The sequence below is a fragment of the Flavobacterium silvaticum genome (assembly GCF_012911565.1).
In the GTDB taxonomy this organism is placed as follows: domain Bacteria; phylum Bacteroidota; class Bacteroidia; order Flavobacteriales; family Flavobacteriaceae; genus Flavobacterium; species Flavobacterium silvaticum.
In genome coordinates this window covers 13,249-29,471 of the sequence record NZ_JAAMPU010000098.1, presented here as the reverse complement: position 1 = coordinate 29,471, position 16,223 = coordinate 13,249, and the positions used below count along the sequence as shown (strand labels likewise).

The 16,223-nt window shown below is 44.9% G+C and carries 12 protein-coding genes and 2 tRNA genes; 4 read left to right on the top strand and 10 right to left on the bottom strand.

The annotated features are described in order from the left end of the window. Positions 1-72: 72 nt before the first annotated feature. The 3 genes from G6047_RS03180 to G6047_RS03170 all read right to left on the bottom strand — a co-directional run bounded on the left by G6047_RS03180 (position 73) and on the right by G6047_RS03170 (position 4,941). Positions 73-2,208: a DUF7619 domain-containing protein gene (locus G6047_RS03180; RefSeq protein ID WP_169526031.1), complete on the bottom strand. Its 2,136-nt coding sequence runs from the start codon at positions 2,206-2,208 to the stop codon at positions 73-75. Between the two features lie 98 nt (positions 2,209-2,306). Then, positions 2,307-4,427, bottom strand: coding sequence for a T9SS type A sorting domain-containing protein (locus G6047_RS03175; RefSeq protein ID WP_169526030.1), 2,121 nt, complete (start codon positions 4,425-4,427; stop codon positions 2,307-2,309). Positions 4,428-4,488: 61 nt separating this feature from the next. Further along, a complete protein-coding gene (locus tag G6047_RS03170) occupies positions 4,489-4,941 on the bottom strand; it encodes a nucleoside deaminase (RefSeq protein WP_169526029.1) in 453 nt (150 codons plus the stop codon). 75 nt (positions 4,942-5,016) lie between these two features. Between G6047_RS03170 and G6047_RS03165 the strand changes: the two genes are divergently transcribed. The 3 genes from G6047_RS03165 to G6047_RS03155 are packed head-to-tail and all read left to right on the top strand — an operon-like array spanning position 5,017 to position 8,397. Then, the gene (locus tag G6047_RS03165; protein ID WP_169526028.1) at positions 5,017-5,604 is read left to right on the top strand and encodes a hypothetical protein; all 588 of its coding nucleotides are present in this window, start codon (positions 5,017-5,019) and stop codon (positions 5,602-5,604) included. Between the two features lie 37 nt (positions 5,605-5,641). Further along, positions 5,642-7,411, top strand: a complete 1,770-nt coding sequence (locus G6047_RS03160; protein ID WP_169526027.1) for a 1-deoxy-D-xylulose-5-phosphate synthase — start codon at positions 5,642-5,644, stop codon at positions 7,409-7,411. 38 nt (positions 7,412-7,449) lie between these two features. After that, positions 7,450-8,397, top strand: coding sequence for a DUF3078 domain-containing protein (locus G6047_RS03155; RefSeq protein WP_169526026.1), 948 nt, complete (start codon positions 7,450-7,452; stop codon positions 8,395-8,397). 170 nt (positions 8,398-8,567) lie between these two features. Here G6047_RS03155 and G6047_RS03150 read toward each other — a convergent pair whose 3' ends face one another. The 7 genes from G6047_RS03150 to G6047_RS03120 all read right to left on the bottom strand — a co-directional run bounded on the left by G6047_RS03150 (position 8,568) and on the right by G6047_RS03120 (position 16,050). Continuing rightward, the gene (locus tag G6047_RS03150) at positions 8,568-9,908 is read right to left on the bottom strand and encodes a deoxyguanosinetriphosphate triphosphohydrolase (RefSeq protein WP_169526129.1); all 1,341 of its coding nucleotides are present in this window, start codon (positions 9,906-9,908) and stop codon (positions 8,568-8,570) included. 18 nt (positions 9,909-9,926) lie between these two features. Beyond that, positions 9,927-10,154 carry a hypothetical protein gene (locus tag G6047_RS03145; protein ID WP_169526025.1) on the bottom strand — a complete coding sequence of 76 codons (228 nt, stop codon included), beginning with the start codon at positions 10,152-10,154 and terminating at the stop codon, positions 9,927-9,929. A 160-nt stretch (positions 10,155-10,314) separates the two neighbouring features. Continuing rightward, the gene (locus G6047_RS03140) at positions 10,315-12,723 is read right to left on the bottom strand and encodes a ribonucleoside-diphosphate reductase subunit alpha (protein WP_169526024.1); all 2,409 of its coding nucleotides are present in this window, start codon (positions 12,721-12,723) and stop codon (positions 10,315-10,317) included. 139 nt (positions 12,724-12,862) lie between these two features. Beyond that, complete coding sequence (locus G6047_RS03135; protein WP_169526023.1) at positions 12,863-13,840, bottom strand: ribonucleotide-diphosphate reductase subunit beta; 978 nt, start codon at positions 13,838-13,840, stop codon at positions 12,863-12,865. Between the two features lie 467 nt (positions 13,841-14,307). Then, complete coding sequence (gene xth, locus G6047_RS03130; protein ID WP_169526022.1) at positions 14,308-15,081, bottom strand: exodeoxyribonuclease III; 774 nt, start codon at positions 15,079-15,081, stop codon at positions 14,308-14,310. Positions 15,082-15,149: 68 nt separating this feature from the next. After that, positions 15,150-15,223: transfer RNA gene (locus G6047_RS03125), tRNA-Ile, on the bottom strand. A 68-nt stretch (positions 15,224-15,291) separates the two neighbouring features. Next, complete coding sequence (locus tag G6047_RS03120; RefSeq protein ID WP_169526021.1) at positions 15,292-16,050, bottom strand: enoyl-CoA hydratase/isomerase family protein; 759 nt, start codon at positions 16,048-16,050, stop codon at positions 15,292-15,294. Positions 16,051-16,133: 83 nt separating this feature from the next. Between G6047_RS03120 and G6047_RS03115 the strand changes: the two genes are divergently transcribed. Continuing rightward, positions 16,134-16,210 (top strand) — tRNA-Ala (locus tag G6047_RS03115). Positions 16,211-16,223: the final 13 nt, after the last annotated feature.

Below are 16,223 nucleotides of genomic sequence, written 5' to 3'. Positions count from 1 at the left end.
GTAACGCACGGGCAAAAGCAGGTCTTTTTCTCAAAAGGGCTGGCCGCTCGCATCAGGGCCGCACCACTTTGTTTATTGGACTATCAGTTTCTTGTTGAACGTTTTTCCGTCAGAAACTATCTTAATCACATACATTCCGGTAGAAAGGTTTGAAACATCGATTCCTGAAGTTCCTTCCGCAGCGTTTACTTCACGTACGAAAAGCATCTTTCCGCTCAAATCGGCCACGGTTAACGTAGCCTTATTTTGTATTCCGACGAGGAACAGTTTTTCTTTGGCCGGATTCGGATACATTACTACGGCATCCGAAGTATTTTCCGGAGTTCCAAGATTGATGATCTCTGTACCGACCGTATTGGTCACGACTGCTTCATTGAAGTCAAAATAAATATTGGCGTTGTTTTCTATGAGTTGATCTACGGTCAATCCTTCCATCGGTTTTACTTCATAGGTGATGAATCCGTGGCTGGCTTCTTCGTTATCCTGTTCCGCAGGCAAGTTGATGTTGTTGAAACGAAACGTCACATTTCCATCTACGCGTTGCACAAAAAACGGATGGCTTGATGCGACCGGACGGAACGTAGCCGCATTCAACAAAGGGCTCAATTGGTTTTCGATACGAATAGTATCAGCGACGGCAGTTCCCGTGTTCTGGAACCGGACCGTGTAATGCAGATAACCCTGGGCCTGCTCATAAGTAATCAAAGCGCCTTCATGAACCGCAATATCATTCGGGTCAAGTGAACTGACTAAGGTTTGTACCAAAACCACGTGATTGTTATCCAGGTTTTCATCCAACTCATATTCCAGATGGGCTATAAACGAAACCTCGTCTCCGGCCTCCGCAACAGGTGGTTCACCCACATGAAGTACAATTTCAAGCGTAATGGTTTGTCCCGGTGCCAATGCGTTTACGGCAAAGTCGATTGTGTTTCCATTTACGGTTCCGCCTGCGTTGTTTACGACTGAAAACGCATCTGAATCAAACGTTACATTGACAGTTCCAGATGCAGGAACGGTGCCGTGGTTGTGGATTTTGAGAATGTAGCCGCGATTATTTCCGATAACGGGAGCCAAAGACGAGTAAAATTCTATCCCAAGGTCATGGTATTCGTTGAACGTGACACAAAAATTACCCGTTCCCGCACTGTCGCCGGTCACGTTGAATGTATAGATTTCCGGTGTCACCACATTGAACGGCTGACCGTTCGCCAACAGGAACACGTGGTATTCACCGGTCGGCAATCCTGAAAACTGGTATTCACCAGATTCGTTCGTATAGGCATAAAACGTATCGTTGTTATGGATGGCAACCACGGTAACGCCTGCCAAAACAGGATCTTCGTCATTACAGCCATTTCCGTTGGCATCGAAACGCACAATACCGGAAATAGTCGCTTCGGAACAATTCTGGACGTGTAAATGGAAATCTTCGATTTTATAGCAGTTCGATCCTATATCAGTCACTTTGACAAACACATTTTCATTGTTCGTTCCGGCATATTGCAGGTTTTCGATTGCGTTCACGTTTGCTGTGGCATCTGCCATGGTATGATAGAAATGAACTTCTACAGCTGCATCGTTATATGCCACAATCTGTTCTGCAAGATTTGCCAGATTGAATGTCGTTTCGGCACAGGCATACAAGTTAATCGGTGTCTGGATGACCGGCAACGGATTTATGGTAATGTGAAAAGACGTTTCGGAAGCGCAATCGCCTTCGCCTGAATAAATATAAATGATTCGCGTAGTCGTTATTACCCAGCCGGAAGGAAACAAATCGCCCTCTCCGCCGGGTTGCGTGTAGTAATGCCCGATTTCAAGCGGTGGCAATGCATATGATCCGCAATAGGTTACATCGGGAAATTCCGGGACATCGACTGCATTCGTAAAAAGAGCGAAAGAGGTGGTGTCGAATTGACCGTTGAAGATGTTGAATACCCGGATAAAAATCATCTGGCCGCTTTCGAGTGCCGTATAAGATTCCGGGTTGTTTATAGGATTGACATCTGAATTGGCATCAATCTCAGTCATGTAATAGTGGGCTGCGAACTCGTTCGGATTTTGATTGCCCAAAGTGACAGGTGTCTGAACAGTCAAATCAAAAACCCCGCTGCAACTATGCAAATTGGGTACAGGATAAGCCACCGGAACAGCGAAGGCAGGCACGGCAACAATCAATAAAACAAAGAGTAAAAGTTTTTTCATAGGTTGGTCGTTTTAGCCGAAACAAGTTACCGCAAAAAAGCCCTACTTCGTTTCAGATAATTAACGAGTTAGGGCTTTCATGGTAAGTAGAATCTGATTTATTTTATAACCAGTTTTTGTGTAGTTGATTGATTTGCGGACGTAAGTTTCATCACATAAATTCCGGCGGACAATCCTGAAATATCAACTGTACCAATGTTCCCGTTAATTTCAGGGTTTTGTTGCAGTAATTGTTTCCCGCTCAAATCGGTAACCGTAATGTGGGAATCGGCAGAAATTCCTGAGAAGAACACTTTTCCTTTGGCCGGGTTCGGATACATAAGAATATGCCCGGATTGATTTGAGCCAACGCTCAATGGCTGGATTTGCGTCGTGACCTGATTGGTTGCGATAAACGGATTCTGGTCGAAAACAATATACGCTTCGTTTTCAATGATATCTCCCACTGCGAGTCCGGCTATCGGCTTGATTTCGTAGGTAATGTATCCGTGGCTGCCCGCTGAGTCGTCCTGTTCTGCCGGAAGATGGATGTCCGGGAAACGGAAAAGCACATCGCTCATATATCTTTCGGTAAAATACGTATGGCTTGAAGCAACCGGACGGAACGTACTCCAATCGAGGAAATCGCTGAGGATATTGGTAATTTCGACATCAATAGCATCTGCCGTTCCCAGGTTCTGGAAGTTGATGGTGTAATGCAGATAACCGTCAGCCTGGTCTTCGCTGATGTATGCGCCTTCGGCCACAAGCATATCATTCGGGTCGAATGAATTCACGATAACCTGATTCACTACGGAAACATTGTTATACATAATAGTATCGGCCGTTGGCAATTCAGCCGTAAATGTTACCTGCTGGCCCAATGTCGCAGTCAAAGCCGTATCAAAGGTCAACGTGTTCCAGACCGAACCAAACTGGGCGATATCTGCAAACGAAAACACCAATTGTCCCGGCGTATTCGAAGTCGGTGCGATATCTGAAGAAACAAACGTGAATACGCTTGCATCGTACGTCAATGTCACGGTTCCGCTTACCGGAAGGCTTCCGCCATTAAAGACCCGAAGCGAATAGTTGGCCGGCTGGCCCGGACGTGCATTCACAAGCGGATACAATGAAACAGTAGCATCTGTAAAATCAATCTGCGCCAGACAAAAATCATCTGTAATAGTCTGTCCTTCCGCTACATTATGCACATAAGCAGGTGTCATGTTATATAGGCCGGGATACGTGTCTGCGACATTTATGGTTGCAAGTCCGGATGTCGCCACATTACTGAACTGATAATGGCCCTGGGCGTTGGTGTAAGCATACATGGTCGCTCCGGCTTGTTCTTTCGAAATGATGATGCCCGGAATGCCCGGATCAGTAGGTGAACAATCGTTTCCGTTGGAACTGAGGCGGGCCGTACCTGAAATAGTGGCGTTGGTACAATCTGAAAGTGCCAGAGTAATAGGTTGGACTCCCATCATATTACACATGGCAAAAGGCGCATTGGCATACACAATCTGGCCGTTCGTTCCGGAATAAGTAGACGTATTGAGAATAGGATTGACATTGTTGAATGCGTCGTCCATGGTTTCATAAAAAAAGATTTGGTCGCCCCATGAAAATGTAGCCTGGTTTAAATCAAAAACCGGGTTGTCGGTACAGCTCGTTATGGTACCACCGTAGTAAGGGGAATAGTTAATCTGGATAAAGTACGTATATTCCACATGACATTCCTCATCTCCGATAAGCACGAACAACAGGGTGGAATTGGAAATGAAATCGCCCGGAAACAACTGTGCGCCACTACCGTCAGGCCCGGTGTGATACGACCCTACTTCAAGTTCCGGAAGAATGTAGAAATCGCATACCGTTACGTCAAAAATATTGGGTGGATAGTATGATTGCGTATTCCAAAGTACTTTAAAGCTTGTGAAATCAGCATCTGTATTGGCCAGATTATTTACGCGCACATATACCGTTACCAATTGCGTTCCGGAATAAGCCAAGGTAGACGTAAGCTGGTTCGTTTGACTTTGGGCATCGAATTCTGAAAGATAAAATGTTACAGAAAGAGTCGCGAGATTCTGGCTCAGGATGATTTGCGGAATCTGCGTATTCAAATCGACCGCATTCGTACCGCATTCGTACATATTTGCCGGTTGATTGGCCGTAACTTGGGCAGACATCGAAAACGAGGCAAGCCCCACAAAAAGGAGTAGTAGTTTCTTCATTTAATCAGGTTTTTTGAGTAACAGCCGACTTGTAAGTTACCCTACTCCAAAAAATTGATTTTCAGTATTTTCTGCCTCGGCGCTCTTCAAAAAAACGAAGCACTAAAGAGGCAGCCTCATTTTCCAGAACTCCGGATTTGACTTCGGTCTTCGGATGCAGTTTACCGCCCATAGCCGTAAAACCGCGCTGGTTGTCCCCAGCTCCGTAAACTACACGCGAAACCTGGCTCCAGTACAAAGCTCCGGCGCACATCTGACAAGGCTCTAACGTTACATAGAGCGTACAACCTTTGAGATATTTTCCGCCGAGGAAATTCGCAGCAGCTGTTATCGACTGCATTTCTGCATGGGCAGTTACGTCGTTGAGCATTTCGGTAAGGTTGTGGGAACGCGCGATAATCCTGTCATTTACCACGATTAAGGCACCTACGGGAATTTCGCCTTTTTCATACGCGGCTTCAGCTTCCTGCAAGGCTTTTTTCATGAAATATTCGTCGGTGAAAATGTTCTCCATAAGATGAATTCGAAGCGCAAAAATACGATTCCGATTCACATCTGCGTTAGCAATCCATAACCTAATTCACTCAAAATGGACAACTTCACAAAAGTTTCCATCCCCGTGCCCTGCCATGAGGATTGGAACAGCATGTCCGTTCAAACAAACGGAAGGTTTTGCGCTACTTGCGCCAAGAATGTAATCGATTTCAGCAACAAATCGAATGAAGAAATCCACAAGTATCTGTATCAGAATCGGGGTAAAGAAGTCTGTGGCAGGTTCAGGAACGAACAGCTCGAGGGTTTGAAGATCCAGATTCCGGAACACATATTCTACCAGAAAATGCCTTTCAAAAGAGCCTTTTTACTGGTGCTTTTTGCAACTATGGGAAGCTTTTTGTTCAGTTGTTCGAATGATGATGGCGAGCGGCAAAGCATCGATTCTGTAGAAATCATAGATCAGCCACGATATGGCATGACTGCCGGTGCCATCATGGTGCCGTATTATTATACACCTCAAGAGGCAGATGTGACTAAGGAGTATGAGCCGTTGGTATATGAAGATGCTGCCGATTATTACTGGGAAGCCGATACTACTGCGATCGCCGATACCACTGCTGCCGAAATGATTTCTTTTGAAGAGGAAACAGATACATTAAAACTCCCCGATTTGGAAGAGTAGTTTTCCCACCGATCCAAAGTTGTACCTTTGCCACACGATGGCATATTCAATCCTAAAAGAAATAAATTCCCCAAAAGACTTACGCAAGCTAGACCAAAAACAGCTTCCGGAACTTGCGGCGGAATTGCGCGAATTCATCATTGATGTTATTTCCTCGCGTGAAGGCCACTTGGGCGCTAGTCTCGGTGTTGTTGAATTGACACTCGCGATTCACTATGTTTTCAATACACCACACGACAAGCTCATTTGGGACGTAGGTCACCAGGCTTACGGACACAAAATAATTACCGGCCGCCGCGACACTTTTAACACGATTCGTGAATTCGGGGGAATTTCGGGTTTTCCCAAACGAAGTGAAAGTGACTACGATGCTTTCGGAACCGGGCATTCTTCCACGTCTATTTCTGCTGCACTGGGAATGGCGATTGCCGCAAAACTCAATGGAGACGAGAATCGACAGCATATTGCCGTGATCGGTGACGCATCGATTGCCGCGGGAATGGCGTTTGAAGGTTTGAACCACGCCGGAGTAACCGATGCGAACCTGCTTGTGATTTTGAACGATAATGCCATCGGTATCGACCCGAGCGTCGGGGCTTTGAAAGAGTATCTGACAGCTGTCAAGGAAGGAAAGAATCCGCGTCAGAACAACATGATCAAGTCGCTCAATTTCGATTATTCGGGCCCGATCGACGGACATGATATCCCAGCGTTGATCAAAGAATTAGATCGTCTCAAAAAAATAAAAGGCCCGCGTTTCCTGCACATTATCACAACTAAAGGAAAAGGAATGCAACTGGCCGAAGCCGATCAGGTGAAATATCATGCGCCCGGAAAGTTCAACAAAGAAACGGGTGAAATCATTGCAGTTTCAGATGCCCATCTGCCACCAAAATTCCAGGATGTTTTTGGAAAGACATTACTCGATCTGGCCATCAAAAATCCTAAAATAATCGGAATCACACCGGCAATGCCAACGGGAAGTTCCATGAAATACATGATTGAAGCGTTACCTGAAAGGGCTTTTGACGTGGGAATCGCGGAACAACACGCCGTCACTTTAGCCGCCGGAATGGCAACCGATGGTTTCGTGGTTTTCTGCAATATCTACTCTACCTTTCTGCAACGCGCTTATGATCAACTGATACATGATGTGGCTTTGCAGAATTTGCCTGTACTATTTTGTCTTGACCGTGCCGGTTTGGTTGGTCAGGATGGCGCTACGCATCACGGGGTTTTCGATATTGCCTATTTGCGTTGCATCCCGAATATGATGGTGTACGCACCTCGGGATGAAAATCAACTCCGGAATATGATGTTTACCGCCCAACTCGGTCTTGAACAACCAATTGCGATACGTTATCCGCGAGGTCGCGGTATTTCGGTCGATTGGGAAAAAACTTATGAAAAAGTCACAATCGGAAAAGCTGAAATGCTTCGTGAAGGATCTGAAATCGCGATTTTGTCTTGCGGATTCATCGGAAATGAAGTCATCAAAGCGTTGGATGGAATGTCTGATGCGAGCCGTTATTCCCATTATGATTTTCCGTTCATCAAACCGTTGGATGAATCGCTCCTGAAACAAATCTTCACCAAATACAAAACCCTAATCACGGTTGAAGAAGGAACCGTAAAAGGCGGCTTCGGTAGCTCGATTGCGGAATTCGCAGTCAGTAATGGGTTTTTTAAAACAATCCGCATTCTCGGAATTCCGGATGACTTTATGCCACAGGGAACACCATTGGAATTGCTTAAAATTTGTAAAATCGATGCCGAAAACCTCCGATTAATTTTCGGGGAATACTGAAATTGCAGATTTTTGCATCGCGAACAAAAACCAACTTCATGAAAGTATTCCGGATTGCCATTCTGCTGACTTTTATTACTACGATTGCATCGGCCCAGGACATAAAGCCCATTCCAAAAGATTCGGTGGTTTCCCATTGGGACAAAAAGAACCAGGTCAGTTTTGATTTGAGCGAAATTGCTTTCCTGAACTGGAGCGCCGGTGGAGTAAGTGCCATTACAGGTTTGGCCAAAACGCAATTTGTCCGCGTCTATACGAATGGCAATCTCAAATGGGGCAATGAACTTATCATGCGTTATGGCCTCAACAAGCAGGACGGCATCGAATGGAGAAAGACAGACGACGCTTTTTTGCTGACCTCGACTTTCGGGTATCGGACAGATACGATTTCGAATTGGTTCTATTCGGCTAAATTCAACTTCAACACCCAATTCAGCAACGGTTATAATTATCCGAATACAAGCGAACCTATTTCAAAACCGTTTGCCCCTGCGTATACATTCCTGGGTGTCGGTACCGAATATTCGAACAAAGTCAAACATGTGAACGCTTATGTATCGCCTTTGACGCTCAAACATACCATGGTTGCAGACCAGCGATTGGCAAACCAGGGTGCGTTTGGTGTGGATCCGGCTTTGATAGATCCCGTAACCGGAGAAGTGATCCGAAACGGTAAACGATCAAAAACCGAACTTGGTATTTTGGTCACGGCTCACCATAAACACGAAGTTTATCGCAATATTTTCCTAGAAGACCGCGTACAGTTTTATACCGATTACCTCAATAATTTTGGAAATATAGACGTGGATTGGACATTCCAGATGGATTTTGTCGTGAATGAATATGTCAAGGCGACCATTGGCGCGCAGGTGATTTATGACGACGACATCAAGGCAAAGGAAGAAGTCGATGGCCAACAAGTGACGGTTGGACCAAAAGTACAGTTGCGTCAGTGGCTGAGTATTGGGTTGGTTTATAACTTCTGATGTGTTTTCAATAGGTTTATAGGCGAATAGATCCAATGTGTTTTTTAACAAAATGTACATTTTTTCTGTAATGATGATGTGGCAGAATTTCCGAACTTCACACATAACAAGTTTTTGAAACTTGTTATGTGTGAAACCTCAGATTTTGATGTGGTAAAATCCTCAATCCATCATCTGAAACTTCCAATCATTTCATGGTAAATAATCGCTTTCCCATCAGTCAGCATCGATATGAAATGGCAAATATGAAGCAACCTTTCATACAGGTTTTCCTTTTCCACCCGATGCTTTTCCGGTAACACCTCAAGCAACAACTTGTCGTAATTTGTGGCTTTCCCTTCAAATTGGTTGTTATAAGCACTTATAAATGCTTCGAGAAGATTGTTAATCACCTGATATCCACGCAATTCTTTTTCAACGACCTCTCGGCTTCGGTAGATATTCTTGATGCTGAGCGCGATGATGTCGTCCATTTGCGCTTTATACTTGCTTTTATCATTCAGGGAAACATGGAATTCGCCTTTGAGTATGGCATCTTCATTTTCCATGAATACCTTTACGGCATCATTTATAAGGCTTCCGATGGCAAGTGCCCGCAAATAGGAAATCCGTTCTTCTTTGGTCGACAGTTCGTTATATTTTTTGCTGTCGATACTATCCTTTACCAGTTTTATCAGATATTCGAGAGCATAATCTTCTGCGATAAGCCCCAGATTTATCCCGTCTTCAAAGTCGATGATCGTATAGCAGATGTCATCGGCGGCTTCGACCAAAAATGCCAACGGATGTCTTTCGAAACCAATATCGTTTCCGGTTTTGTTTGCTATCAGACCAAGTTCCGATGCCACTTCTGCAAAGAAATCCTTATCGGACTGGAAAAACCCGAATTTCTTATCGGATATGTTTTTAGTCGGTTTCTTCGGAAGGCTTTCTTTAGGATACTTCATAAAAGCACCAAGCGTCGCATACGAAATGCGTAAACCTCCCTGAGCACCGGCACGCGAGGCAGTAAGCACTGAGAAACCGTTGGCATTGCCTTCGAATTCGGTTAAATCCTGCCATTGCTTGTCGGTCAACGATTCTTTAAAACGCTGTCCTTTACCGCTTTTGAAATATTCGCCTATAGCTTTTTCACCCGAATGACCGAAAGGCGGATTCCCGATGTCGTGGGCCAATGCAGCTGCAGCTACTATCGCCCCGAAATCGTTCATATGGAAACCATGGACTTCGCTTAGATGCGGGTATTTTTCAAGAATCTGTTTCCCGGCTAAACGTCCCAACGAACGACCTACGACAGAAACTTCGAGCGAATGCGTAAGCCGTGTATGGACAAAATCGGTCTTTGACAACGGAATCACCTGTGTCTTGTCCTGAAGGCTCCGGAACGCCGATGAAAAGATGATCCGGTCGTAATCTACTTCGAAACCGAGGCGTGTATCTGCTTCTTCCTTGCGAAGCCGTTTGTTTTTGTCACCTTGCTTTTTAAGTGAAAGCAGTTGTTCCCAGTGCATCATAATGATTGGAGGAAATTATTTTTTATCGTTCGCCAAAAAGAAATTCCGGCTCTTTTGCGGGTATTTTTCCACGCTTGCATTACTCGGATTCGCGATTACCGTTTTAAGGTTGACTTTGTCGCCTTCCTTGAAATTTCCGGCTTCGGTATATTGGTAATCGAGCAGATACGGCCCACAGAAGTAGTTGCCTTTTTCATCTTTCCTGATTACTCCGGTGTAAACGCCCTTTTTTTCTTTTGACATGTTTAATTGAATTTGAAAACCCGATTCTGAGGCTAAGTTACAGTATGGTTGGCAGATAATTGAGATTTGTGAATTTTAGATTCATTCCAGAAATCCTATAAGCTATAAACCAAAAAAAAGGAAGCCGAAACTTCCTTTTTGAACATAAATATACTACTGGTTATGATCCGCACATTTCGCAATCGTCCGGTTCGGCATTACGGGAACGTTCGACCATCGCCTTGAATTCCTCTGCTGTCATTGCATCGGTGTCCGGCTCTACCTCAACGGCAACGGGTTCCGCTGTCGGTTCGGTTTTCTTATCGTTATTCAGCGTAAACTTGATCGCATCGACTGCAGATTTGGTACGCAGATAATACATTCCCGTTTTCAATCCAGACTGCCAGGCATAGAAGTGCATCGAAGTCAATTTGGCAAACGTAGCTCCTTCCATGAACAGGTTGAGTGATTGCGACTGGTCGATGAAATAACCTCTGTGGCGTGCCATATCAAGAATGTCTTTCATGGACATTTCCCAAACGGTTTTGTACAATTCCTTGATATGATCCGGAATACCGTCTATGTTTTGGATCGAACCGTTGTGACGCATGATTTCCTGCTTCAGGGTTTCATTCCAGATTCCGAGTTCTACCAGGTCTTCAAGTAAGTGCTTGTTGACAACGATGAACTCTCCGGACAATGTACGACGTGTATAAATATTCGATGTATATGGTTCGAAAGCTTCGTTGTTTCCAAGGATTTGCGAAGTTGAAGCCGTAGGCATCGGAGCCACGAGAAGCGAATTGCGAACCCCATGTTCCATAACCTGCTTACGCAAGGCGGCCCAGTCCCAACGTCCGGACAGATCGCTGTCTTTCAAGCCCCAAAGGTTATACTGGAATTCACCTTGCGATATTGGAGAACCCGCAAAAGTCGAATATGGACCTTCTTCCTTGGCCATCTCCATTGACGCGGTTACGGCAGCAAAATAAAGTGTCTCGAACACATCCTGGTTCACTTGTTTCGCCTCGTCACTTGTAAACGGCAGACGCATTTTGATGAACGCATCGGCCAATCCCTGAACGCCCAATCCTACCGGACGGTGGCGCATATTGGAATTTTCTGCTTCTTTGAGCGGATAGTAGTTCCTGTCGATTACCTTGTTCAGGTTACGGGTTACGCGTTTGGTCACGTCGAAAAGACGCTTGTGGTCGAATTTTCCGTTTTCGACGAACATCGGAAGCGAAATAGACGCAAGGTTACACACCGCGATTTCATCTGCAGAAGTAAACTCAAGGATTTCCGTACACAAGTTGGAAGAACGGATTGTCCCCAGGTTTTTCTGGTTCGATTTACGATTTGCCGCGTCTTTGTACAACATGTAAGGCAAACCGGTCTCGATTTGTGATTCAAGGATTTTTTCCCAGATCTCACGTGCCTTGATGGTTTTGCGTCCGCGGTTTTCCGACTCGTATTTGAGGTACAAGGCATCGAATTCTTCACTGTGGACATCATACAATCCAGGACATTCGTTCGGGCACATCAAGGTCCAGAAAGAATCTTCCTGGACACGTTTCATGAACAAATCCGGGATCCACATACCCAAAAACAAGTCACGCGTACGCATCTCTTCTTTTCCGTGGTTCTTTCTCAGGTCGAGGAAATCGAAGATATCGGCATGCCAAGGTTCGATGTAAACCGCAAAACTTCCTTTGCGTTTTCCACCGCCCTGGTCTACGTAACGGGCTGTGTCGTTATACACGCGAAGCATTGGAACAATTCCGTTTGAAGTTCCGTTCGTGCCGCGGATATAGGATCCTGTCGCACGTACATTATGGATAGAAAGACCGATTCCTCCGGCCGATTGTGAAATCTTAGCCGTTTGTTTAAGCGTATCGTAAATACCGTCGATCGAGTCATCCTGCATAGCCAAAAGGAAGCAGGAAGACATTTGCGGCTTCGGCGTTCCGGCATTGAACAATGTTGGTGTGGCATGCGTAAAGAACTTTTTCGACATGAGTTCATACGTTTCAATGGCGGCGTCCATGTCATTGATGTGGATTCCGACAGAAACACGCATCAGCATATGTTGCGGACGCTCCACGATTTTACCGTTGATTTTCAGCAGGTACGAACGTTCCAAAGTCTTGAATCCGAAGTAATCGTAGTTGAAATCACGGTTGTAAATGATAGCCGAATCCAGCTTTTCCGCATTCGCCTGTATCGCTTCATGAACCTCATCACTCAAAAGCGGCGCTTCCTGATTGGTGCGCGGGTTCACGTAATGATACATATCGCTCATGGTTTCGCTGAACGACTTTTTGGTGTTCTTGTGCAGGTTGGACACGGCGATACGCGCAGCCAACTGGGCAAAATCGGGGTGTGTAACGGTCATCGACGCTGCGGTTTCGGCAGCCAGGTTGTCGAGTTCTGAGGTCGTTACGCCATCATATAAGCCTTCGATAACGCGCATGGCCACTTTTACCGGATCAACCAGGTCATTGAGGCCGTAGCACAGGATTTTGATACGGTCGGTGATTTTGTCGAACATCACCGGTTCTTTCTTGCCGTCTCTTTTAACTACAAACATACGTCATGAGCTTATTAAATTATTTTTCAGGTGTTTGGAAACGAGTTCCGGAACTTTTGTAAAATGAAATCGGGATAATATTTCCTTGCCCATAAAGAAATCTGGGCTTGGATTGTATTGATATGACAAGCCTTTTTATCTAAAAATCGGCGTCGAAACTAATCTTTTGTGAATCGGTGCCTTTGTCCATGACCCCGGCTTTTTGGTATTCGGAAACGCGCTTCTCGAAGAAATTCGTTTTGCCCTGAAGCGAGATCATATCCATGAAATCGAATGGGTTGCTTCCGTTATAAACACGATCGCAGCCTAATTCCACAAGCAAACGATCTGTCACGAATTCAAGGTATTGAGTCATCAGGTTTGCATTCATCCCGATAAGGCTTACCGGAAGCGACTCGGTGATGAATTCACGCTCGATGGCCAACGCATCTACAATGATTTCCTTGATTCTCGATTTCGGAACCTTATTCACCAAATGATGGTTGTGCAAATGGACGGCAAAGTCACAATGCACGCCTTCGTCACGCGAAATCAATTCGTTTGAAAAAGTCAATCCTGGCATAAGGCCCCGTTTTTTAAGCCAGAAAATCGAACAGAACGCACCAGAGAAGAAAATTCCTTCAACCGCTGCAAATGCAATAAGTCTTTCGGCAAATGAATCCGATTCAATCCATTTCAAAGCCCAATCAGCTTTTTTCCTGATGGCCGGAAATACTTCAAGCGCATGGAAAAGCTGATCTTTCTCCACATCGTCCTTTACATACGTATCAATCAACAGCGAATAGGTCTCACTGTGGATGTTCTCCATCATAATCTGGAAACCGTAGAAGAATTTTGCTTCGGCGTATTGGACTTCATTTACGAAATTCTCGGCGAGGTTTTCATTGACGATACCATCTGAAGCAGCAAAAAATGCCAGGATGTGTTTGATGAAATATTTTTCGTCTGCGTTAAGCTTGTTGTTCCAGTCATTAAGATCTTGATGCAGGTCGATTTCCTCGGCAGTCCAGAACGACGCTTCCATCTTTTTGTACCATTCCCAGATATCGTGATGTTTTATAGGGAATATCACGAAACGGTTTTTGTTTTCCTGAAGAATCGGTTCTATCGCTGACATAATTTTCTGGGTAATTTTCGAGGTCCGTTTTAACAAAATATTTGCTAATTGTCGGGATTACAAAGATTAGGATTTGGAAGGTTTTAAAAAAGGCAAACTTTTCCACAATCGGGCGTAGTTTTTAACAAAGAGTGATTCCAAATAGGCCGAAATATACAAACGCAATTCACTGTATTTTAAATACTTAAAAAATCATAAAATTCGCGAAGGCTCGGAATGACAGGGATTTTCGATGAACGGCAATTATCCGGATTTCGAGAAATTCTTAAAATTTCCGGACGTCAGGTTTGAACTTATTTACACAAAAGTCAGTAGAGTCAGATGATGTGAGTTTTAACAAAAAGTCACTGATTTTATATACTGGAAGTTTTGCAAAATATTTTTGCCGGCAGTTGGGAATTTGACCCGCTTTTGGCTTTAACGAAGAAACCATGGGGCGCTGGCCGATGCAGGAAGTTTTCCGCAATTTACTTTTCCACATCAATCCAAACCGGAGCATGATCGCTCGTCTTTTCCCAACCGCGAACATATTTGTCCACGCCGCACGATTTGAGACGTTTTTCAAGTTTCGGATTGAGCAGGAAATGATCGATGCGAAGACCTGCATTGCGTTCATAGGCCTGACGGAAATAATCCCAGAAGGTATAAATGACTTCATCCGGATGGAGTTTGCGGATGGCATCTGTCCAACCTTGGGCAATCAGTTTATGGAATGCCTCGCGCACTTCAACCCGGAACAAGGCATCATTGAGCCAGCGTTCGGGCTTATATACGTCGAATTCTGTGGGCATAACGTTGAAATCGCCTATAAGTGCGATCGGCATATCGAATTCGAGTAGTGTTACAGCCCTTTTGTGCAACCGTTCAAACCAACTGAGTTTATAATCGAACTTAGGGCCGGGTGATGGATTGCCGTTTGGAAGGTAGAGGCAGACAATCAGAATATCGTTGACGACGGCTTCGAGGTAGCGGCTCTGGATGTCGTCGGGATCACCTGGAAGAACACGGGTGACTTCTTTGATTTCATGTCCTTTTGAAAGAATCGCGACACCATTCCAGGATTTTTGTCCCTGCCAAACAGCATTGTAGCCGGCGGCGCTGATTTGATCTATTGGGAATTTTTCGTCAGGTGCTTTGAGCTCCTGGAGACAGACAATATCAGGCTGGGTTTCTTCGAGCCATTTCAACAAAATCGGCAAGCGACCATTGACTCCGTTGACATTGTAGGTGGCGATTCTCATAAAAGCTTTTTTTAAAGTTAGCTCTTTTGAATAAAAAAAGCCCCGCATTTCTGCAAGGCTTTATGATGTGGTCCCACTTGGGCTCGAACCAAGGACAACCTGATTATGAGTCAGGGACTCTAACCAACTGAGCTATAGGACCGGTTTAGAGGCTGCAATATTAGCACTATTTTTTATTCGTTACAAGTAATTTGTGTGGGATTTGCGACACTACTTCCTTAAAGCGCCAAGTGCATTTCTCGAAAAGTCACTGAGGACGAGTCTTCCGGAAACAGCCGCCCGTTCGTAAAGTAATGATTCCCAATGCTCGGTTCCTTGCCAGAAAATTTTCTTAAGTTCTAACAACGCTTCCGGATTATATCTTGAAAGGATTCCGGTAAAATTCCTTATTTCGTCATCCATGGCATCGGAGTTTTTGAAAAGACAGGTATACAACCCTTTTTCCTTAGCCCAGTAGGCACTTTTCCATTCATGGGCACAAAGCGTAAGTTCGGCAAATGCAGCGAGACCAATCTTCCTCTCTACTGCCGGAGCAATGACGAATGGTCCAATTCCGATGGCAAGTTCCGATAGTTTGACCAGTGCCGATTCCGTAGCGAACGTGTAATCACAGGCCGCCGCAAGCCCCACTCCGCCGCCGACTGTTTTGCCCTGGATTCTTCCGATGATGAGTTTCGGACATTTCCGCATGGCGTTGATGACCAATGCAAATCCGGAAAAAAACCTCGTTCCCTGATCGATATTTTCTACAGTCAAAAGTTCATCAAACGACGCGCCGGCACAAAAAGCACCATCGCCCCCGCTTTTCAGGACAATTATTTTTACCGATTCATCTTTGCCAAGTTTTTCAAATTCAAGGGTCAACGCCTGAAGCATAACTGCCGGAAACGAATTCCCCGAAGGATGGAAGAACTCAATTTGGGCAACTCCATCGGTAATTGTCGACTGCAGGTTTCCAGCTTCTGGCATAGTGTTGAAATTTTTCTAAAATTACATTTTTTGGGCATTCTGTTTTTGTATTGTCTTTAAAAAACTATATTTGCCCTCGCTTTGGGGATGTAGCTCAGATGGCTAGAGCGCTTGCATGGCATGCAAGAGGTCGTGGGTTCGAGCCCCATCTTCTCCACCAAAGTAAAACCCTT